Here is a 19,081-nt window from a genome sequence, read left to right on the forward strand (position 1 = left end):
GTCGCGTCGCTCTCTCAGGGTCCGAGGTTCGAGAGGCCTCGGGGGTCGATGCGCGTCGGGGCGTAGCCCTCCCGCGCCAGCGTGGCGAGCACCTCGGAGGTGTGCGCCGCGCCCCGCGTCTCGATCGTGACGTCCACCGTCACGCCCTTGGCGGGAACATCGAGATAGAGACGACCGTGCGAAACTTCCAGGATGTTGGCGCCCAGAGCCCCCAATCGCGTTGCGATGCGCCCGAGCAGGCCCGGCCGGTCGTTCGACCAGATGCGGAAGGAGACGATGCGTTCCTCGCGCTCGAGCTCGCGCACCATGACGGAGGCGAGGATGCGCGGATCAATGTTGCCGCCGCACACGACGACCCCCGCCGCGCGTCCGTGGAAGAGCTCAGGGCGCGCCAGCATGGCGGCGATGCCGGCGGCGCCCGCGCCCTCGGCCATGATCCGCTGCGAGGTGGCGCACAGGTTCACCGCACGCTCGATCTCCGGCTCGTCGACCAGCACGATCTCGTCGACGAGGTCGCGCACGATGGGCAGCGTCAGCCCGCCGGGGCGCTTGACGGCGATACCCTCGGCGAGCGTCGCGCCGCCGACGGGCAGCGTCTCGCCGTGAATCGCGTTGCGGAAGGAGGGGTAGAGCCGCGTCTCGACGCCGACGATGCGGATCGCGGGCGCGATCGCCTTCGCGGCCACGGCCATGCCGGCCGCGAGCCCGCCGCCGCCGATGGGCACGACGAGCATCTCGAGGCCGGGCGCGTCCTCCAGCATCTCGAGGGCGATCGTCCCCTGCCCCGCGATGACGCGCGCGTCGTCGTAGGGGTGGACGAAGACGAGCGCCTCCGCCTCGGCGAGCCGCCGCGCCTCCGTCTCGGCCTCCGCGACGGTCTCGCCGGAGAGGACGACGCGTGCGCCGTGCGAGCGGGTGTTCTCCACCTTCACGAGCGGCGTGCCCTCGGGCATCACGATCGTCGCCGGCACGCCGAGCCGGGCCGCGTGGTAGGCCACCGCCTGCGCGTGGTTGCCGGCCGACATGGCGACGACGCCGCGGGCGCGCTCGTGCGCGTCGAGCGCCGCGAGGCGGTTGGCCGCCCCGCGCTCCTTGAAGGCGCCCGTGGGCTGCATCGTCTCGAGCTTCAGCCACAGCCGCGCGCCGAGACGCTCGGACAGCCGCGGGGCGGCGACGAGAGGCGTGCGCAGGACGTGGGGCGCGATGGTCTCGGCCGCCCGCCGCACGTCGTCGATGGAGACCGCGTAGGTCATGCGGGATGCGCCTTTGCACTCGTCAGCCGACGAGGAACGGGTTCGTCTGCCGCTCCTGGCCGAGCGTCGACATCGGTCCGTGGCCGCACAGGAACGCGATGTCGTCGCCCAGCGGCAGGAGCTTCGTGCGGATCGTCTCGATGAGCTGGTCGTGGTCCCCGCCCGGCAGGTCGCTACGGCCCACCGAGCCCGCGAAGACCACGTCGCCCACGAGCGCGAAGCGATCGGCTTTGGAGACGTAGGTGACGCTGCCCGGCGAATGGCCGGGGGTGTGGAGCACGTCGAAGACGATGCCGCCGACCTCGACCGTGTCACCCTCGTCGAGCCAGCGGTCCACCGTCACCGGGCGCGCCGGCGGCAGGCCGTAGGCCTGAGCGGTGCCCGTGAGCTGCTCGCCCATGAACATCGCATCCGCCGGATGCGGGCCGATCACCGGCACGTTCAGCGCGTCGCGCAGCTCCTCGACGCCGCAGACGTGGTCGACATGGCCGTGGGTGAGCAGGATCGCCTCGATCGTCGCCCCGGTCTGGCGGATCGCCTCGAGAATGTTCGGCACGTCGCCCCCGGGATCGACGACGACGCCGCGCATCGTGTCGCGCGCGAAGAGCACGGAGCAATTCTGCTGGAACGGCGTCACCGGCACGATGATCGCGCCGAGCCTCGGTTCCTGTTCGGCCATCGGGGTCTCCCGCGAGCTGGAAAGCCAGATTTGTCGCACGCCCGTCGACCGGTGACCACCCCGGGGCTGCCCCCCTACTCCTCCGGCGGGCGGCGATGCGTGGCGGCGACGCGGGCGACCTCCTCGTAGATGCCGGCGAGGAGGTTGAGCGTGCGGGTGGCCTCCGCCATGCGCTCGGAGAAGCCCGGCACGCTCTCCACCGCCGAGACGAGGAGCGCGCGACGGATGCGGGCATAGGCGTCCGTCACCTCGCGCCCGCGGTCCGTCACGGCGTAGACGACGCCGGTGCGCCCCGAGCCGGAGCGCGCCACGAGGCCCGCGCCGATGAGCTTGCGCAGGCTGTATTGGATGTTGGGCACGTCGTCGCGATTGGCGAGGCGGGCGAGCTCCTTCACCGATTTCGGCCGGTCGTTCATGCGGATCATGTGCAGGAGCGCGTTCTCCGGCCCGCTCGCGGCGAGATCGATGGCGCCCGCGAGGCATTCGGACTGCCAGCGCCCGAACGATTCGAACGTGCGCATGATCGCGAACTCGAGCTCGGTGAAGGACACCTCCTCGCGCGTGCGCGCCAGGTGCCAGCGCCGATCGAGCGCCTCCACGTCCTCGCTCCCGCTCCGCCTCTCCCGCGCCATCCGCTCCCCCGTCTCGACAGGCCGCGACGATAGCCGCCGCGACAGCTTGTTTCAAAATCGAATTTCAAATAGACTTTCTATTCTAAAATCCATCGGAAAACCGAGGGGAACACATGCCTACCAGCCACAATCCGCAGACGCGCAATCCCATGTTCGCCGAGAAGCGGTTCCTTCTGGGGACCTTCTCCTCGAACTGCTCCTCCGGCATGTCGGTCACGAAGGTGCCCGAGCGCTGGGTCAACTCGTTCGAGAACAACGTGCGCCTCGCCAAGCTGCTCGACGAGGCGGGCATCGACTTCATGCTGCCCATCGCCCGCTGGATCGGCTACGGCGGCGAGACGGACTTCCACGGCTCGGTGCTGGAGACGATGACCTGGGCGGCGGGTCTCCTCGCCCACACCAAGGACATCGCCGTCTTCGCGACGATTCACACCGCGGCGAACAATCCCGTCGTCGTCGCCAAGCAGATCGCCACCATCGACCAGATCGGCCAGGGCCGCGCCGGCCTCAACATCGTGGCCGGCTGGAACAAGCCGGAATACGAGGCGCTCGGCCTGACGCTGCCGGACGACCACGAGACACGCTACGGCTACGCGCAGGAATGGTTCGACGTCGTGCGCAAGCTCTGGCGCGAGACCGAGTATTTCGACTGGGAGGGGCGCTACTTCAAGCTCAAGCACGTGCGCGGCGACCCGCGCCCGGTCTCCGGCACGCCGCCGATCCTCAACGCCGCAGGCTCGCCGCAGGGCCGCGAGTTCGCCACGCGCAACGCCAACTTCCTGTTCACGCCCGCCATCGACCTCGCCCGCTCCAAGGACGAGATCGCCGAGCTAAAAGGGCAGGCGGCGACGCACGGGCGCGAGGTGGGCGTGCTCACCTTCTCCCACGTCATCTGCCGGCCCACCGAGGAGGAGGCGCTCGCCTATCTGCAATACACGGCGCGCGACAACGCGGATTGGGAGGCGGTGGACAACCTCGTGCGGCTCCAGTTCGCGCACGCGCATTCCTTCCCGCACGATCTCCTCGCGCTCATCCGCGACCGCTTCGCCATGGGTCACGGCGGATTTCCCCTGATCGGGACGCCGCAGCAGGTGGCGGACGGGATCACGTCGCTGGCGGAGGCGGGCTTTCGCGGGACGACGCTCTCCTTCGTCGACTACGTGGCCGAATTCCCCTACTTCCGCGACACGGTCCTGCCGATCCTCGCCGAGCGCGGCCTGCGCTGAGGGAGGCGATCCCGGGCGGCCGCGCGCCGTCCGGGCCCGCCCGACGACGGAGATCAACGATGCATTCGCCATCCCCCGCAAAGCCCGCCGCGCACGTCGAGGACAGGCGCACCTCCCCCCACGACGATCCGGCCTCGGCGCACGACTTCAAGCGCGCCATGCGCCTTCACGGTTCGCAGGTGGTCATCGTCACCGCCGGCACCGGCGAGGCGCTCACCGGCATGACCTGCACCTCGCTCTCGTCGCTGAGCGTCTCCCCGCCCGCGGTGACGCTGTGCGTGGCGACGAGCGCGTCCATCCATCCCGTCATGGCGCAGACCCGCCGTTTCGGCATCAGCGGCCTCGCCCCGCACCACGCGTGGCTGGCGGATCGATTCGCCGGGCGGGACGGGTCGAAGGGCGCGGAGCGCTTCACGCAGGGCGCATGGGAGGCGCTGTCCTCGGGCGCGCCCGTTCTCAAGGACGCGACCTTCGCGCTCGATTGCGTGGTCGATTCGATGATCCCCTGGCGCACGCACGCGATCGTCGTGGGGCGCGTGCTCGCCATCGCGGTCGCAGGTGGCGAAAGCCTCCTGCACCGCGACGGCGCCTATGCGGGAGCGGTGCCGCTCACGCCTGCATCGCCCCCGCCGCGCGGCGCATGATCGCGCGGGGCAGGAGGCGGTTGAGCTCCTTGACGAGCTTGTTCTGCGCGCCGGGCGTCGAGACGGCGTGGCCGGCGCGGTAGGCCTCGACGCCCGCCTTGGCGACCTTGGTCGCGTCCATGCGCCCGCTGCGGAACAGGCGCGAGCCCTCCATGCCGGCGCGCGCGCCGAACTCGCTCTCGGTGGCGCCGGGGCACAAAGCCGTGACGGTCACGCCGAAGGGCTTGGCCTCCTCGTGCAGCGCCTCCGACAGCGAGAGCACGTAGGCCTTCGTGGCGTAGTACACCGCCATGTGCGGCCCCGCCTGGAAGGCGGCCAGCGAGGCGACGTTGAGGATGCCGCCCTGCCCGCGGCCGATCATGTCGGGCAGGAACAGGCGCGAGAGGCGGGTGAGGTTCGTGACGTTGAGCTCGATCATCGCCACCTGCTCGTCGAGCCCCAGATCGACGAAGTCGCCCCGCAGGCCGAAGCCCGCATTGTTGACCAGCGTGTGGACGACGATTCCCTTGTCGGCGACGGCGCGGTGGAGCGCCTCGGGGGCGTCGGCGCGGCCGAGATCGAGCTCGATCACCTCGACGAAGCCGCGATCGGCGCTCGTCAGCTCGCGCGCGAGCGCCTCCAGCTTCTCGCGCCGGCGTGCCACGAGGACGAGATTGTGCCCGATCTTCGAGAATTGACGGGCGATCTCCGCCCCGATCCCGCTCGAAGCTCCCGTGACGATGGTCCAGCGCGTGTTCGGCATCGGCTCGTCTCTCCATGAATTCGCGGCGCTGCGGGAAAGCTAGACCCTGGCGGCGCGCCTGCCAATGCGACGCGTGATGGAGCGGTTCCGCTTCGCCGGCGAAAGAGCCGCTGGACGGGTGCCGTCCACGCCCTTCCCTCCCGCGGGAACTCGGTCTATAGACCCCCCGAACAAATGCGATCCCGGCCGTTCGCACGGCCGGGCCGCTCGGCACGAGGCTCACGTGTTCGCGCGCGGGCCTCTTTTTACGTGCGGGCGGCCCCATCGAGCACGAGACCGCCATGCCCAGACGCACCGATATCTCCTCGATCCTCATCATCGGCGCGGGACCGATCATCATCGGCCAGGCCTGCGAGTTCGACTATTCCGGCACGCAGGCGGTCAAGGCGCTCAAGGAGGAGGGTTACCGGATCATCCTGGTCAACTCCAATCCCGCCACCATCATGACAGATCCGGAACTCGCGGATCGCACCTATGTCGAGCCGATCACCCCCGAGGTGGTCGCCAAGATCATCGAGAAGGAGCGCCCCGACGCGCTGCTGCCGACGATGGGCGGGCAGACGGCGCTCAATTGCGCGCTGTCGCTCGAGCAGATGGGCGTGCTCGAGAAGTACGGCGTCCAGATGATCGGCGCCAAGGCGGAGGCCATCGACAAGGCGGAGGACCGCCAGCTCTTCCGCGAGGCCATGGCCAAGATCGGCCTGGAGACGCCCTCCTCGCGCCTCGCCAACGCGTCCTCGCTCAAGAAGCGCCACAAGGACCAGTACAAGGCCGAGCTCGCGCGCATCGAGGCCATGGACGTCGATGCCGACGAGAAGGCGCGTCTGACGGCCGAGTTCGAGCGCACCTGGCAGGCGGGCGAGATCGAGCGGCGCAAGCGCACGATCGAGTACGCGCTGGGCGAGGCCTTGATGGCGCTCGCCGAGATCGGCCTGCCGGCGATCATCCGTCCGTCCTTCACGCTCGGCGGCACCGGCGGCGGCATCGCCTACAATCGCGAGGAATTCCTCGACATCGTCGAGCGCGGCCTCGACGCCTCCCCCACCGGCGAGGTGCTCATCGAGGAGAGCGTGCTCGGCTGGAAGGAATACGAGATGGAGGTCGTCCGCGACCGCGCGGACAATTGCATCATCGTCTGCTCCATCGAGAACATCGACCCGATGGGCGTGCATACGGGCGATTCGATCACGGTGGCGCCGGCGCTGACGCTCACCGACAAGGAATACCAGATCATGCGCGACGCCTCGATCGCGGTACTCCGCGAGATCGGCGTCGAGACCGGCGGGTCGAACGTGCAGTTCGCCATCAACCCGGCGAACGGGCGCATGGTCGTCATCGAGATGAACCCGCGCGTGTCGCGCTCCTCCGCGCTCGCCTCCAAGGCGACGGGCTTCCCCATCGCCAAGGTCGCGGCGAAGCTCGCGGTGGGCTACACGCTCGACGAGATCGCCAACGACATCACCGGCGGCGCGACGCCCGCGGCCTTCGAGCCGACGATCGACTACGTCGTCACCAAGATCCCGCGCTTCGCCTTCGAGAAGTTCCCCGGCGCCGAGCCGATCCTCACCACCGCCATGAAGTCGGTGGGCGAGGCCATGGCCATCGGCCGCTCCTTCCCCGAGAGCCTGCAGAAGGCGCTGCGCTCGCTCGAGACGGGGCTCACCGGCCTCGACGAGATCGAGATCGAGGGCATCGGCAAGGGCGACGACTGGAACGCGGTGAAGGCCGCGCTCGGCACGCCGACGCCGGACCGCCTGCTCAAGGTCGCGCAGGCGTTCCGCATGGGCGCCTCCGTGGAGGACGTGCACGCCTCCTGCAAGATCGACCCTTGGTTCCTCGAGCACATCGAGGCGATCGTCGCGACGGAGGGCAAGATCAAGTCGCTGGGCCTGCCCACGACGCCCGGCGCCTTCCGCCGGCTCAAGGCCATGGGCTTCTCCGACGCGCGCCTCGCGGTCCTCGCGAACGTCGAGGAGGCGGAGGTCAAGGCCAAGCGCCGCGCGCTCGGCGTGCGCCCGGTCTTCAAGCGCATCGACACCTGCGCGGCGGAGTTCGCCTCTCCGACGGCCTACATGTACTCGACCTACGAGATGCCCTTCGGCGGCGTCCTCGCCGACGAGGCGCTGCCGTCGACGCGCGACAAGGTCGTCATCCTCGGCGGCGGCCCCAACCGGATCGGCCAGGGCATCGAGTTCGACTATTGCTGCTGCCATGCCTGTTTCGCGCTCGGCGACGCCGGGTACGAGACGATCATGATCAACTGCAATCCCGAGACCGTCTCGACCGACTACGACACGTCCGACCGGCTCTATTTCGAGCCCCTGACCGCCGAGGACGTGCTCGAGATCATCGACACGGAGCGCGAGGCCGGGCGTCTCCACGGCGTCATCGTGCAGTTCGGCGGGCAGACGCCGCTCAAGCTCGCCCGCGCGCTCGAGGACGCGGACGTGCCGATCCTGGGCACCTCCCCCGACATGATCGACCTCGCCGAGGACCGCGACCGCTTCAAGCGCCTGCTGGACAAGCTCGGGCTCAAGCAGCCCAAGAACGGCATCGCCTATTCCGTCGAGCAGGCGCGCCTCGTGGCGCAGGATCTCGGCCTGCCCTTCGTGGTGCGCCCCTCCTACGTGCTCGGCGGGCGCGCCATGGCGATCATCCGCGACGAGAGCCAGTTCGAGGACTACCTCCTGGGCACCCTCCCCTCGCTGATCCCCTCGGACGTGAAGGCGCGCTACCCCAACGACAAGACGGGGCAGATCAACACGGTGCTGGGCAAGAACCCGCTCCTGTTCGACCGCTACCTGACGGACGCGACCGAGATCGACGTGGATGCCCTGTGCGACGGCAAGAGCGTGTTCGTCGCCGGCATCATGGAGCACATCGAGGAGGCGGGCATCCATTCGGGCGATTCGGCCTGCACGCTCCCGCCCCGTACGCTCTCGGACGAGACCGTGGCCGAGCTCGAGCGCCAGACGAAAGCGCTCGCGCTGGCGCTCGACGTGGGCGGCCTGATGAACGTCCAGTACGCGCTCAAGGACGGCGCGATCTACGTGCTCGAGGTCAATCCGCGCGCCTCGCGCACGGTGCCCTTCGTGGCGAAGGTCATCGGGCAGCCGATCGCCAAGATCGCCTCGCGCATCATGGCGGGCGAGGCGCTCGACAGCTTCGGGCTCGGCGAGCGCGCGGCGCCGCGCGACCACATCGCCGTGAAGGAGGCCGTGTTCCCCTTCGCGCGTTTCCCCGGCGTCGACGTGCTGCTCGGCCCGGAGATGCGCTCGACGGGCGAGGTCATCGGCCTCGACCGCTCCTTCGGCATCGCTTTCCTGAAGAGCCAGCTCGGCTCGGGCACGATGCTGCCCAAGGTCGGCACGGTGTTCGTGTCCGTGCGCGACGAGGACAAGGCCGGCATCCTTCCCGCCGTGCGCATGCTGGCGGAGCGCGGCTTCACCATCCTCGCGACCTCCGGCACGCAGCGCTTCCTGGAGGGCGAGGGCGTCAAGGCCAAGCGCATCAACAAGGTGCTCGAAGGCCGGCCGCACATCGTCGATTCCATCAAGAACGGCGACGTCCACCTCGTCTTCAACACGACGGGGGGCGCGAGCGCGCTCTCCGATTCGCGCTCCCTGCGCCGGGCGGCCCTCTTGCATAAGGTGCCGTACTACACCACTCTCGCAGGAGCGATCGCAGCCGCGGAAGGCATCCAGGCCTATCTCGGCGGCGATCTCGAAGTGCGGGCGCTCCAGGACTACTTCGCCTGAAGCGCGACGCGCGCACCGTCGAGACGGCGCGCGGCTCCCGCCCCATTCCCAACCGCCTCAGCGCGGAGCGTCGTCAGCGCCGCTCCGCGCTCCGGCTTTTTCGCGTCGGTGAGACAGAAAATGGACAAGGTCCCGATCACGGCCCCGGGGTTCAAGAAGCTCGAAGAGGAGCTCAAGCAGCGCCAGCAGGTCGAGCGCCAACGGATCATCCAGGCGATCTCGGAGGCGCGCGCGCTGGGCGACCTGTCCGAGAACGCCGAGTACCACGCGGCGAAAGAGGCGCAGTCCCACAACGAGGGCCGCATCCTCGAGCTCGAGAGCCTGATCTCCCGCGCCGAGGTGATCGAGCCCGCCAAGCTCACCGGTGACAGGGTGAAGTTCGGCGCCACGGTGAAGCTCATCGACGAGGACACCGAGGAAGAGAAGACCTACCAGATCGTCGGCGAGCCCGAGGCGGATGTCCATTCCGGTCGCGTCTCCATCGGCTCCCCCATCGCCCGCGCCCTCATCGGCAAGACGGTTGGCGACACGGTCGAGGTCCACACCCCCGGCGGCGGCAAGTCGTACGAGGTGATGAGCGTCGAGTTCCGCTGACGAGTTCCGCTCAGCAGAGCCGCTCGAACCCCGCGCCCGCCGCGGGGTTCTCCTCCCGTACGCACGCGCCGCGCCTGTGAGACGCGCCGGCACCGTGAAACGTCGATTCGGGAGGAGATCGTCATGCGAACCGGTATGAAGAGAGGCACCCACCCGCTCGCGACGCTCGTCGCCGCGTTCGCGCTCCTCGTCGGCATGCTCGTCCTCCCGGCCGCGGCGCAGCCCGCTCCCGCCATCGGCGAGATCCGTGTCGACGTCTCGCCTCTGCGCGCGAAGGGCGTGGGCAATTACGCGGACCTGCTGCAGGAGCGCCTGTCGCGGGCGCTGGAGGCGACCTTCGCCGACCGCCGCGCCCGTGGCGGCGCGCGCCTCGTCGTGACGCTGGAGAGCTTCCTGCTCACGGGCTACGGCTCGGGCGAGAGCGACGACAGGCTCTTCGGCTTCGGCTTTCCCGGCGGCGGCTCGCTGTCCGCCGACGAATTGTCCGGCACCGCGACGCTGACCGCAGGCGGGCAGGTCATCGCCCGCGAGCCCCTGCGCGTCGCGCTCCCGCCGGATCAGGCCGGTCCTTGGTATTCCGAGAGCTTCGAATTGCGCCGCGCGGCCAACCTCGCCGACGCCTATGCGAGCTGGCTCGCACGTCGGCTCTGATTTCACCCACCCTCCCGAAACGACGGGTAGAGCGCCATGCCGCCGTCGACGACGATGGTCTCGCCCGTGACGTAGTCGCTCGCGTCCGAGGCGAGCCAGAGCGCCGCCTGCGCGACGTCCCGCGGCTCGCCGACCCGGCCGTAGGGGATCTTCTCGAGGAGCGAGCGCTCGGCCTGCGGGTCGTCCCAGGCCGACGTGTTGATGTTGGTCTTGATGGCGCCGGGCGCGATGCCGTTCACGCGGATCTTCTCGTGGGCGTATTCCTGCGCGAGCGACTGCATCATCAGCATGATGCCGCCCTTCGAGGCGGCGTAGTTCACACGCCCGGCCCAGGGGATGAACTGGTGGACGGACGAGATCGAGACGATCTTGCCCAGCGACGGGCAGGTCTCCGGCACCATGCCCCGGCTGCGGAACTCGCGGATCGCCTCGCGGCAGCACAGGAACTGGCCCGTCAGGTTCACGTCGATGACCTTCGACCAATCGTCGAGGCTCATCTCGTGCGCGGGCGCGTCGCGCTGGAGCCCGGCATTGGCGACGAGGATGTGCACCGTGCCGTAGGCGTCGCGCGCCGCGTCGAAGAGGCGGGCGACGTCGTCTTCCTTAGAGACGTCCGCCTGAACGCTGACCGCCTCGCCGCCGCCCTGCCGCAGCTCGTCGACGACGGCGCGGGCGCCCTCCTCGTTCCTGCGGTAATTGGCGACGACGTTCGCGCCCGCCTCGCCGAGCAGCCGGGCGATGCCCGCGCCGATGCCGGAGGAGGCGCCGGTGACCACGGCCGTCTGGCCGCGGAGGTCGAAGAGGTCCGTGATCGCGTTCATGCCGTCTCCCGCGCGCTGGTGTCGCGCGGACAACGGCGCAGGCGCCCCTCGCGTTCGCTCGGCGGATCGACGCGGGCCGCGAGCGGGCTTCCAGTCGCGCGCTCTATTGGAAGGAGGGCACGACCCGGATCACGCGCGCGCCGTCTGGCCGCATCTCGGTGCGCGGGAGCGTCCGCACGGCGGGCGCGCGAGCTGGCTCGGCGCGGAGCGGCTCCGTGCGGACCGGCTCGGCGGCGCGAGCAGGGGCCGGCGCGGGAGCCGGCGCGCGCGGCGGAGCGGGCACGGGAACCGGCGGCGGGGCGGCCGCCGCGGCCTCGGCGGCGTCCGTCAGCTCGGCGAGGCGCGTCTCGGCGTCGGCGATCTCGGCGCGCAGCGCATCGAGACGCCGCTGCGCCTCCTGCGCTTCGAGCGCGCGCGCATCGGCGTCGAGCGCAGCCGCGCGAGCCGCGGCCGTTGCGGCATCGGCCTCGTCGGCGCGCGAGCGCGCATCGCGCGCGGCCTCGCGCAGCGCGTCGAGCTCGCCCGCGAGCGCGTCGCGACGCTCCTGCAGGGCCGTGAGCTCGCTGCCGAGCGCGTCCCGGCGCTCCTCGGCGGCCGCGAGCGCCGTCTCGGCGGCCTCGATCCGGTCGCGCAGAGCCTGCTCGGCACGTTCCGCGGCCGCGAGCTCGGCGAGGGCGTCGTCGCGGGCCGCGACCGCGCGGGCCTCGGCCGATCGCGCATCCTCTTCGGAGGCCACCGCGTCGGCCTGCGCCGCGCGCGCGGCCTCGGCCTCGGCGGCGAGCGCCTCGGTGCGCTCGCGGGCGGCGTCGCGGGCCTGGCGCGCTTCGGCGACCTGACGCTCCAGCCGCACGATGTCGTCGCGCAGGACGAGGACGCGGTCCTCGAGCGCCCGCACCGCCTGCTCGCGGGCGCGGCGCTCGGCCTCGCCGGCGGCGACCGCGTCGGCGCTCGCCTGCGCCATGCGCGACAGGTCCGCCTGCGCCACGCGGCGCTCCTCGTCGAGGCGCGCGATCTCGGCTTCGAGCGCGTCCCGGGCGCCTGTCGCCAGCTCGGAGGCCTGCGCTTCCGCGAGACGCAGCACGCCGCCGGTCTCGCGCGGCTCGGCGAAGGTGTCAGCGACCTCCCCGGGCGTGGGTACCAGGATCGGCGCCGTCGCGACACCCGCGAGGTCCCGCATGGGCGCGAGCGCGTCGCGCAGCATGGCGTTCTCGGCCTCGAGCCGCTCCATGGCGGTCGCGGCGGCGGTGCGGTGGCCGGCATCGAGCCACAGCGCATAGAAGGCCGCGCCCCAGCCGAGCGCGGCGAAGGCGGCGAGCACGAGCATCACCGGGCGGTTTCCACCGCCGGCCTCCCAGCCTGCCGCCGTGCGGCCCGTCGCCTTCATGCGCGCCATCGCTCGCCTCGGTCCTTCATGCACCGACTCTCGCCCGCATCGCCTCTTGTTCCGCGGCATCGATACGGCGCATCTAAGAAAGGAATGTTTAGCGTCGGGTTCAAGTCGGGAGGGCGCGTATGGCGCGGGTCGCGAGAAAACGCATGAACCAGACCTGGCGCGAGGCCATCGCGGCGCAGGCCGGCGAGCGAGCCGAGGCGGTGCTCGCCGCCTTCGATTCGGCGCTGGCCGACGGCCGGCCCGAGCACGTCGCCGCCTACGAGGCGCTGGACGCACACGGGCTTCTCGCCGTCGTGGATCTCCCGGGAGACCCGTCGAGCTCCCCCGCGCAAGCGGAGGAAGCGCAGATCCTGCCGGACGAGGACGACGTTCCGCCTCAGAATCGGTCCGCGCGGAACCAGTAGGGATCGGCGCAGGGCACGGCCCCGGTCATCAGCTCGGCGAGCAGCCGGCCGGTGACGGGACCCAGCGTGAAGCCGTGGTGGTTGTGCCCGAAGGCGAACCAGAGGCCCGGATGCTTCGGCGCGGGGCCGATGACGGGGCGCATGTCCGGCAGGCAGGGCCTGGCGCCGAGCCAGGGCTGCGCGTCGACGCGGGTGCCGAGCGGGAAGATCTCCCGCGCGAGCGGCTCGGCGCGGTCGACCTGCACGGGCGTGGGCGCGGCGTCGCGCGGCGCGAACTCGGCGCCCGTCGTCAGCCGCACGCCCTGCGTCATGGGCGCGAGCACGAAGCCGGCGTCCGTGTCGAAGACCGGGTGGTTGAGCACCGCGTTGCCCTGCGGCTTGTAGTGCATGTGGTAGCCGCGCTTGACCGCGAGCGGGATGGCGTAGCCCAGCGGCTTGAACACGTCGTCCGACCAGGGCCCGAGCGCGACGACCGCCTCCGCGGCGTCGAGCCGCCCGCCCTCCGTCGTCACCGAGAAACCGCCGCGCTCGACCGTGAAGGAGCGCGCGTCCCCGTGCACGAAGCGCCCGCCCCTCTGCACGAAGAGCCGCGCGTAGCCCTTCGCCACGGCGCCGGGATCGGGCACGGTGGCGGGGTCGAGCCAGTGGATGCCGCCGATGATCACGTCGGAGAGGTGCGGCTCGCGGGCGTGCACCTCCGCCTGGTCGAGCACGTCGTACTTGATGCCGAAGGGCTTCGTCGCCTCCGCTTCCAGAAGCGCCTTGTCGAAGGTGCGCTTGGAGCGAAAGCCCTTGATCCAGCCCGTCTTGCGCAGGAGCGGCGCGAGCCCGGCCTCGCGGATGAGCCGCTCGTGCTCGCTCACGCACAGCTCGATGAGCGGCAGCATCGCCCGCGTCGCCTCGGCGAGGCCGCGCTTCGAGGAATTGCGCCAATAGCGGGCGAGCCAGGGCGCGATTCGCGGCAGGTAGCCGAGATGGTAGTGCGCCTCCGTCGAGCGGTTGAGCCCGTAGCGCACGAGCTTGGCGGGATCGCGCGGGAAGGCGTAGGGCACGATGGAGGCGCGCTCGATCAGCCCGGCATTGCCGTAGCTCGTCTCCTCGCCGGCGTCCCGCCGATCGACGAGGACGACGGAGCGCCCCCGCTCCTGGAGGTGGAGCGCGATGGACACGCCCACGATGCCCGCTCCGAGGACCACCACATCCGCACGCATGGATCTCGTACCTTTACCCGTGTTCTTGGCGCCTCGACCGGGTTAAGCCAAAACGGCCGCGCCCGCCATGCGCGAAGCTGCGCATGCGCCGCGCAGGCGAAGGCGGGCGCGCGGCCGACAGGAGCTTCCCACCCGTGCGTTCCGTCCTCGACCCCCTCGCGCTGATCGGGCGCTACGGCACGCAGGGCTTCGCGCTCTCGATCTTCATCGGGCTCGCTTTGCCGCAATTCGCGGCCGCCGCGCGCCCGCTGCTCGGCGCGACGATCTTCGCCTTCCTCGCCATCACCTTCGCGCGGGTCGATCTCGCGGCGCTGCGCGCGCTCGTGCGCCGCCCCGCGCCGATCGGGCTCGCCGGCCTGTGGCTGCTCGCGGCGCCGCCGGCGATCGTGGTCGCGATCTTCGCGGTCGTCGGCCGCGAGGCGCTGGGTCCCGGCCTCGCGCTCGGGCTCGCCCTCTATGCCGCAGCACCGCCGATCATGTCCTCGCCCGCGGTGGCGATGATGCTCAACCTCCCGCCGACGCTCCTCGTCGCGGTGGTCCTGGTGACGACCATGCTCGCGCCGCTCGTCGCGCCGCCGCTGGTCGAAGCCGTCGCCGGCGCCGCGGTGCCCCTCGACGCGGGCGCGCTCGTCACGCGCCTCGCCCTCCTCATCGGCGGGGCGCTGGCGCTCGCGATCGTGCTGCGCCTCACGCTCGGCATGGAGCGCATCCGGCGCAACAAGGCGCGCTTCGACGGGCTCGGCGTCGTGTTCTACGCGATCTTCGCCATCGCCGCGATGGACGGCGTTCTCGCCGCCATGGTGGAGCGCCCCGCCCTCGTGGCGACGATCCTCGCCATCGTCTTCGGCCTCTCCGCCGCGGGCTTCGCCAGCGCCATGCTGATCCTGCGCCCCCTGCCCCCGGCGGAGCGATTCGTCATGGGCTACGCCACGGGCCAGCGCAACATCGGCCTCCTCGTCGCCGCGCTCGGCGCCGCCACGCCCGAGACGACCTTCCTGTTCTTCGCGCTGGCCCAATTCCCCATCTACCTCATGCCGCAGATCGTGAAGCCGATGGCGCGGCGGTTCGTGGTGGAGGAGCGTGCGGGGTGAGGCTTCGCCGCCGTGTCGCCGTCGAAAACGCGGGCGGCGATGCTACTGTCCGGATACACGCGTGCCGTCTGCCCAATGTACCGTTCGCCGCATGGCGCGGGGTGACGGGTCATGGCACGAAAGCAGACGCACCGCACGCGGTCTGTGGGCGACGACGAGACGAGCGGGAAGGTGGGCGGCATGGACAAGCGGCTGATGGTGGAGCTGATCCCCGGCCCGGCCTTCCTGATCGGGCATCTCCTCGGCGGCATTTTCGTCGGCGCCGGGCTCGCGACCCTGGCGACCGCGCTCGCCATCGCCCTTCGCTGGCGCTGGGACCGGACGCTGCCGCTGATGGCGATCTCCATCTTCGGGCTGACGATCGTGCTTCTGACCATCGGCCTCGTCCTGGACGACACGACCTACGTGAAGGTCAGCAACACCGTCGGCTCCCTCGCCTTCGCGGCGATCGTCGCCGGCGGGATGCTGCTCAGGCCGAGCCTGCTGCGCCGGACGCTCGGCTACACCATCCACATGACCGACGCGGGCTGGCGCACGCTCCATCTCGCCTGGATCGCGCTGTCCGTCGCCCGCGCCGCGGCCAACGAGGTCGTCTGGCGCGGCTTCTCCGACGACGTCTGGGCGGTCTACAACGGCGTGTCCGACATCGCCTGGATCGGGCTCTTCTTCGTCGTCACCTCGATGGTGGCGAACCGCTACTGGGACGAGGCCGCGCGGAGTCGGAGGCGCGCCGAGCCTGCGGAACCGTGAAGCCTGTGCGGAGCACCGCGACGCGATCGACGCGCACGCACAGTTGCGCCGCACCCTCCCGCATGCTAGCGGCCCTCACATGACGACGCGCGACCTCCTCATCGCCCCCTCCATCCTCTCCGCGGATTTCGGCGCGCTGCGCGCCGACGTCGCCGCTGCGGCCGAGGCCGGTGGGGACTGGATCCACATCGACGTGATGGACGGGCACTTCGTGCCCAACATCTCCTTCGGCCCCATCGTCGTGCAGGCGATCCGCCCGGCGACGCCGAAGGTGTTCGACGTGCACCTGATGATCGCCCCGACGGACCCCTATCTCGCCGCCTTCGCGGAGGCGGGAGCCGACGTGATCACGGTCCACGTCGAGGCGGGGCCGCACGTGCACCGCTCGCTCCAGGCGATCCGCGCGCTGGGCAAGAAGGCGGGCGTCGCGCTCAATCCCGGCACGCCGGCGGAGGCGATCGCGCCCCTTCTGGACGACGTCGACCTCGTCCTCGCCATGACGGTCAATCCCGGCTTCGGCGGGCAGGCCTTCATCGCTCCCGTCGTCGAGAAGATCCGCCGCATCGCCGCGCTCGTGGGCGATCGGCCGATCGACATCGAGGTGGACGGCGGCGTGACGCCGCAGACGGCGCCGCTCGTCGTGGAGGCGGGCGCCAACGTCCTCGTCGCCGGCTCGGCCGCCTTCAAGGGCGGTCAGTCGGCCTATGCCGGCAACATCGCCGCGATCCGTCGAGCCGCCGAAGGCGCGCGCGGGTGAAAGCGCAGGCGGAACGCGCCTTGCCGACGGCTCTGTGGCGGGCGCTGGCGCTCGGCGCGCTCGCCGGCTTCGTCGTCTTCCTCCGCATCGTCGAGCGCGGCGAGGCCTTGTCTCCCCGGACCTGGCTCGTCGTCGCGATCTTCGCCGCGTCCGGCGCTTTGGCGGCGTTCACGGTCTCGCTCCTCGCGGGACGCTTCGCGCCGAACGCGCCGCGCCTCGCGCTGGGGGCCGCGACGGGGCTCGTTCTGGTGCCCTGCACGGTGTTCGCCTTCTTCGCCTTCGACCGCAACGCCGGCGACATCCTCTGGTCGCTTCGCGAATACGGCCTCCTCGACACGCTGGGCCACGCGATGATCGGGCTCACGATCGACGCCGCCGGCGCCTTCTCGGTGACGGCGCGGCCCTATCTCCTGCCCTGGCCGATCGTCGCGCTCGGTCTCGGCGCCGCGGCGGCCTTCGCGCCCGGCCGGCGGCGCGCGGCGCTCGCGGGTATCGCCGTCGCCGTGCTGGCCGGCTTCGGCGTCGACGCGGCGCGAGCGCAGGGGAGCGGCGCCGAGCCCGACGCCTGGTCGCGCGAGAAGTGCGCGCGCTACGCCACGGCCTGGGAGGAGGCCACGACGCGCATGGGGCGCGAGGGGCTCTCCGCCGAGTTCGTCACGCGCCACGACGCCTTCGTCGCCTCGGGGTGCCTCGCCGATGCCGACGTCTGCCCGCGCTCGGAGGCGGAGCTCGCCATGGCGAACGTGCTCGTGATCCTCGCCATGAACGCAGGGATGGCGAGCACCTTCCCGCCCTTCGCCTGCCGCGGCTGACCCGCGCCCGCGCGCATACCCGCCCCGCGAGCGCACACCTTGCGAAGCCGGGGGGCGCGAGTTACGTCACCACCCATTGGTCTCACGGGGTGCCCGATCGCGGGCTGAGAGGCGCGGACCCGCGCCAACCCATCGAACCTGATCCGGCTCGCACCGGCGGAGGGAACGAGACATGGTCGACGACGCGCCACCGCGCGCAAATCATCCCGATACGCTCCCGCGCCTCGCCGCGCGTCTCCTGGAGGAGACCCGCGCCCGGCATCCGCGCGTCCACGCGCTGACGAACGCCGCCGCGCAGGCCTTCACCGCCAACCTCCTCCTCGCCGCGGGCGCCATCCCGTCGCTGACCGTCGCCGCCGAGGAGGCGGAGCATTTCGCTCGCCGCGCGGACGCCGTCCTCGTCAACCTCGGCACGCTCGACGCGGAACGCCGCGCCGGCATCCCCGTGGCGGTCGCGGCGGCGCGCGAGGCCGGACGCCCGCTCGTCCTCGACCCGGTCTTCGTCGAGGCGTCCCCGCCCCGCCTCGCGTTCGCCCGCGCGCTCCTCGCCGAGCGCCCCGCCATCGTGCGGCTCAATCCCGGCGAGCTGCGCGCCCTCGCGGGCGCCGCGCCCGGGCCCGCGGTCGCCGCCGGCTTCGCTCGCGAGACCGGCGCCGTCGTCGCGCTCACGGGCGAGGTCGACGTCGTCACCGATGGCGACCGCACGATCCGCATCGCCAACGGCCATTCGCTGATGGCCGCGATCACCGCCATGGGCTGTGCGGGCTCGGCGCTCCTCGCCGCCTTCGCCGCGCTCCACGAAGATCACTCGGAGGCCGCAGCCGCGGCGCTCCTCGTGCTCGGCGTCGCCGGCGAGATCGCCGGCGCCCGCGCCGCCGGCCCCGGCAGCTTCCCCGCCGCCTACCTCGATGCGCTTCATGCGCTCGACGAGGCGGCGCTCTCAGACCTCGCGAGGATCTCGTGAACCGCGTCGACCGAACCCCCGTGGATCTGCGCCTCTACGCCATCGTCGGCCTGCCCGACACCGATGGGCGCGACCTCGTCGATCTCGTCGGCCGCGCCGTCGCGGGCGGCGCGACGCTGGTGCAGCTGCGCGAGAAGCAGGCGGACACCCGCAGGCTCGTCGAGCTCGCCCGCGCGCTCGCAAAGACGCTCGCGGGAACGGGCGTGCCGCTCCTCGTCAACGACCGGGTCGACGTCGCGCTGGCGGCGCAGGTCGACGGCGTGCATCTCGGGCAGAGCGACATGGACCCGCACGACGCGCGCCGGCTGCTGGGGCCGGACGCGATCATCGGCTGGACCCTGAAGACGCCCGTCCACGCCCGCGCGCTCGCCGACGTCCCCGTCGATTACGGCTGCATCGGCGGCGTCTTCGCCACCACCTCGAAGGACAATCCCGAGCCGCCCATCGGCCTCGCCGGGCTCGCGGAGACCGTCGCCGCCGGGCGCGCGGCCGTGCCCGGCATGCCGCTGGGCGCCATCGCCGGCATCGACGAGACCAACGCCCGCGCCGTGATCGGCTCCGGTGCGGACGGGATCGCGGTCATCTCCGCGATCTTCCGCCGGAAGGACCCGACCGCCTCCGCCCGCGGCCTGCGCCGCCTCGTCGACGAGGCGCTCGCGGCCCGCGGGGCCTGACGCATCGCGCGCACGATACCGAAAG

Annotated in this window: 19 protein-coding genes and 1 riboswitch; of the genes, 12 read left to right on the plus strand and 7 right to left on the minus strand. The window is 71.5% G+C overall.

What is annotated here, in order from left to right:
• Positions 1-14: 14 nt before the first annotated feature.
• The 3 genes from IEX89_RS01355 to IEX89_RS01365 form a co-directional block, all read right to left on the minus strand.
• A complete protein-coding gene (locus tag IEX89_RS01355; protein WP_188908692.1) occupies positions 15-1,253 on the minus strand; it encodes a threonine ammonia-lyase in 1,239 nt (412 codons plus the stop codon).
• 22 nt (positions 1,254-1,275) lie between these two features.
• The gene (locus IEX89_RS01360) at positions 1,276-1,932 is read right to left on the minus strand and encodes an MBL fold metallo-hydrolase (protein WP_188908694.1); all 657 of its coding nucleotides are present in this window, start codon (positions 1,930-1,932) and stop codon (positions 1,276-1,278) included.
• 74 nt (positions 1,933-2,006) lie between these two features.
• Positions 2,007-2,531 (minus strand): winged helix DNA-binding protein, encoded by a 525-nt coding sequence (locus tag IEX89_RS01365; RefSeq protein WP_244645047.1) that lies wholly within the window; start codon positions 2,529-2,531, stop codon positions 2,007-2,009.
• Positions 2,532-2,677: 146 nt separating this feature from the next.
• Here IEX89_RS01365 and IEX89_RS01370 point away from each other — a divergent pair, with 146 nt between their 5' ends.
• A complete protein-coding gene (locus IEX89_RS01370) occupies positions 2,678-3,790 on the plus strand; it encodes an LLM class flavin-dependent oxidoreductase (protein WP_210317545.1) in 1,113 nt (370 codons plus the stop codon).
• A 59-nt stretch (positions 3,791-3,849) separates the two neighbouring features.
• Positions 3,850-4,434, plus strand: a complete 585-nt coding sequence (locus IEX89_RS01375) for a flavin reductase family protein (RefSeq protein WP_188908698.1) — start codon at positions 3,850-3,852, stop codon at positions 4,432-4,434.
• Here the strand turns inward: IEX89_RS01375 and IEX89_RS01380 are convergent.
• Positions 4,400-5,176: an SDR family NAD(P)-dependent oxidoreductase gene (locus IEX89_RS01380; protein ID WP_188908700.1), complete on the minus strand. Its 777-nt coding sequence runs from the start codon at positions 5,174-5,176 to the stop codon at positions 4,400-4,402. The two genes, IEX89_RS01375 and IEX89_RS01380, sit on opposite strands and share 35 nt — an antisense overlap.
• A gap of 281 nt (positions 5,177-5,457) precedes the next feature.
• On the opposite strand from IEX89_RS01380, the gene carB reads away from it, so the two are divergent.
• From carB to IEX89_RS01395, 3 genes are all read left to right on the plus strand, one after another.
• Complete coding sequence (carB, locus tag IEX89_RS01385) at positions 5,458-8,934, plus strand: carbamoyl-phosphate synthase large subunit (RefSeq protein WP_188908709.1); 3,477 nt, start codon at positions 5,458-5,460, stop codon at positions 8,932-8,934.
• A gap of 120 nt (positions 8,935-9,054) precedes the next feature.
• Positions 9,055-9,528 (plus strand): transcription elongation factor GreA, encoded by a 474-nt coding sequence (gene greA / locus IEX89_RS01390; protein ID WP_188908711.1) that lies wholly within the window; start codon positions 9,055-9,057, stop codon positions 9,526-9,528.
• A 123-nt stretch (positions 9,529-9,651) separates the two neighbouring features.
• Complete coding sequence (locus IEX89_RS01395) at positions 9,652-10,179, plus strand: hypothetical protein (protein WP_188908713.1); 528 nt, start codon at positions 9,652-9,654, stop codon at positions 10,177-10,179.
• 2 nt (positions 10,180-10,181) lie between these two features.
• Here the strand turns inward: IEX89_RS01395 and IEX89_RS01400 are convergent, their stop codons facing one another.
• Entirely contained in the window at positions 10,182-11,000 is an 819-nt protein-coding gene (locus IEX89_RS01400; RefSeq protein WP_188908715.1) for an SDR family oxidoreductase, read from the minus strand.
• Positions 11,001-11,103: 103 nt separating this feature from the next.
• A complete protein-coding gene (locus IEX89_RS01405) occupies positions 11,104-12,393 on the minus strand; it encodes a coiled-coil domain-containing protein (protein ID WP_188908717.1) in 1,290 nt (429 codons plus the stop codon).
• A 143-nt stretch (positions 12,394-12,536) separates the two neighbouring features.
• Between IEX89_RS01405 and IEX89_RS01410 the strand changes: the two genes are divergently transcribed.
• Positions 12,537-12,797, plus strand: a complete 261-nt coding sequence (locus IEX89_RS01410) for a hypothetical protein (RefSeq protein WP_188908719.1) — start codon at positions 12,537-12,539, stop codon at positions 12,795-12,797.
• On the opposite strand, the gene IEX89_RS01415 is transcribed toward IEX89_RS01410, so the two are convergent.
• Positions 12,770-14,008 (minus strand): NAD(P)/FAD-dependent oxidoreductase, encoded by a 1,239-nt coding sequence (locus tag IEX89_RS01415; protein ID WP_188908722.1) that lies wholly within the window; start codon positions 14,006-14,008, stop codon positions 12,770-12,772. The two genes, IEX89_RS01410 and IEX89_RS01415, sit on opposite strands and share 28 nt — an antisense overlap.
• A 134-nt stretch (positions 14,009-14,142) precedes the next feature.
• Between IEX89_RS01415 and IEX89_RS01420 the strand changes: the two genes are divergently transcribed.
• From IEX89_RS01420 to thiE, 6 genes are all read left to right on the plus strand, one after another.
• Positions 14,143-15,099: a sodium:proton symporter gene (locus IEX89_RS01420; protein WP_188908724.1), complete on the plus strand. Its 957-nt coding sequence runs from the start codon at positions 14,143-14,145 to the stop codon at positions 15,097-15,099.
• Positions 15,100-15,210: 111 nt separating this feature from the next.
• The gene (locus tag IEX89_RS01425) at positions 15,211-15,849 is read left to right on the plus strand and encodes an inner membrane-spanning protein YciB (RefSeq protein WP_188908727.1); all 639 of its coding nucleotides are present in this window, start codon (positions 15,211-15,213) and stop codon (positions 15,847-15,849) included.
• 79 nt (positions 15,850-15,928) lie between these two features.
• Positions 15,929-16,606, plus strand: a complete 678-nt coding sequence (gene rpe, locus IEX89_RS01430; protein ID WP_188908729.1) for a ribulose-phosphate 3-epimerase — start codon at positions 15,929-15,931, stop codon at positions 16,604-16,606.
• A 20-nt stretch (positions 16,607-16,626) separates the two neighbouring features.
• Positions 16,627-17,418 carry a hypothetical protein gene (locus IEX89_RS01435; RefSeq protein WP_188908731.1) on the plus strand — a complete coding sequence of 264 codons (792 nt, stop codon included), beginning with the start codon at positions 16,627-16,629 and terminating at the stop codon, positions 17,416-17,418.
• Between the two features lie 75 nt (positions 17,419-17,493).
• Positions 17,494-17,601: riboswitch (TPP riboswitch) on the plus strand.
• Entirely contained in the window at positions 17,591-18,382 is a 792-nt protein-coding gene (gene thiM / locus IEX89_RS01440; RefSeq protein ID WP_188908733.1) for a hydroxyethylthiazole kinase, read from the plus strand. It overlaps the preceding riboswitch by 11 nt.
• The gene (gene thiE, locus IEX89_RS01445; RefSeq protein WP_188908735.1) at positions 18,379-19,056 is read left to right on the plus strand and encodes a thiamine phosphate synthase; all 678 of its coding nucleotides are present in this window, start codon (positions 18,379-18,381) and stop codon (positions 19,054-19,056) included. The genes thiM and thiE overlap by 4 nt, the downstream gene beginning before the upstream one ends.
• Positions 19,057-19,081: the final 25 nt, after the last annotated feature.

Source organism: Salinarimonas ramus, from assembly GCF_014645695.1.
Taxonomy (GTDB): domain Bacteria; phylum Pseudomonadota; class Alphaproteobacteria; order Rhizobiales; family Beijerinckiaceae; genus Salinarimonas; species Salinarimonas ramus.

Excerpts from the sequence above, each read along its gene's own strand:
- IEX89_RS01355 (WP_188908692.1), bottom strand. The coding sequence starts at position 1,253 with ATGACCTACGCGGTCTCCATCGACGACGTGCGGCGGGCGGCCGAGACC.
- IEX89_RS01360 (WP_188908694.1), bottom strand. The coding sequence starts at position 1,932 with ATGGCCGAACAGGAACCGAGGCTCGGCGCGATCATCGTGCCGGTGACG.
- IEX89_RS01370 (WP_210317545.1), top strand. The coding sequence starts at position 2,678 with ATGCCTACCAGCCACAATCCGCAGACGCGCAATCCCATGTTCGCCGAG.
- IEX89_RS01375 (WP_188908698.1), top strand. The coding sequence starts at position 3,850 with ATGCATTCGCCATCCCCCGCAAAGCCCGCCGCGCACGTCGAGGACAGG.
- IEX89_RS01380 (WP_188908700.1), bottom strand. The coding sequence starts at position 5,176 with ATGCCGAACACGCGCTGGACCATCGTCACGGGAGCTTCGAGCGGGATC.
- carB (WP_188908709.1), top strand. The coding sequence starts at position 5,458 with ATGCCCAGACGCACCGATATCTCCTCGATCCTCATCATCGGCGCGGGA.
- greA (WP_188908711.1), top strand. The coding sequence starts at position 9,055 with ATGGACAAGGTCCCGATCACGGCCCCGGGGTTCAAGAAGCTCGAAGAG.
- IEX89_RS01395 (WP_188908713.1), top strand. The coding sequence starts at position 9,652 with ATGCGAACCGGTATGAAGAGAGGCACCCACCCGCTCGCGACGCTCGTC.
- IEX89_RS01400 (WP_188908715.1), bottom strand. The coding sequence starts at position 11,000 with ATGAACGCGATCACGGACCTCTTCGACCTCCGCGGCCAGACGGCCGTG.
- IEX89_RS01405 (WP_188908717.1), bottom strand. The coding sequence starts at position 12,393 with ATGGCGCGCATGAAGGCGACGGGCCGCACGGCGGCAGGCTGGGAGGCC.
- IEX89_RS01410 (WP_188908719.1), top strand. The coding sequence starts at position 12,537 with ATGAACCAGACCTGGCGCGAGGCCATCGCGGCGCAGGCCGGCGAGCGA.
- IEX89_RS01415 (WP_188908722.1), bottom strand. The coding sequence starts at position 14,008 with ATGCGTGCGGATGTGGTGGTCCTCGGAGCGGGCATCGTGGGCGTGTCC.
- IEX89_RS01425 (WP_188908727.1), top strand. The coding sequence starts at position 15,211 with ATGGCACGAAAGCAGACGCACCGCACGCGGTCTGTGGGCGACGACGAG.
- rpe (WP_188908729.1), top strand. The coding sequence starts at position 15,929 with ATGACGACGCGCGACCTCCTCATCGCCCCCTCCATCCTCTCCGCGGAT.
- thiM (WP_188908733.1), top strand. The coding sequence starts at position 17,591 with ATGGTCGACGACGCGCCACCGCGCGCAAATCATCCCGATACGCTCCCG.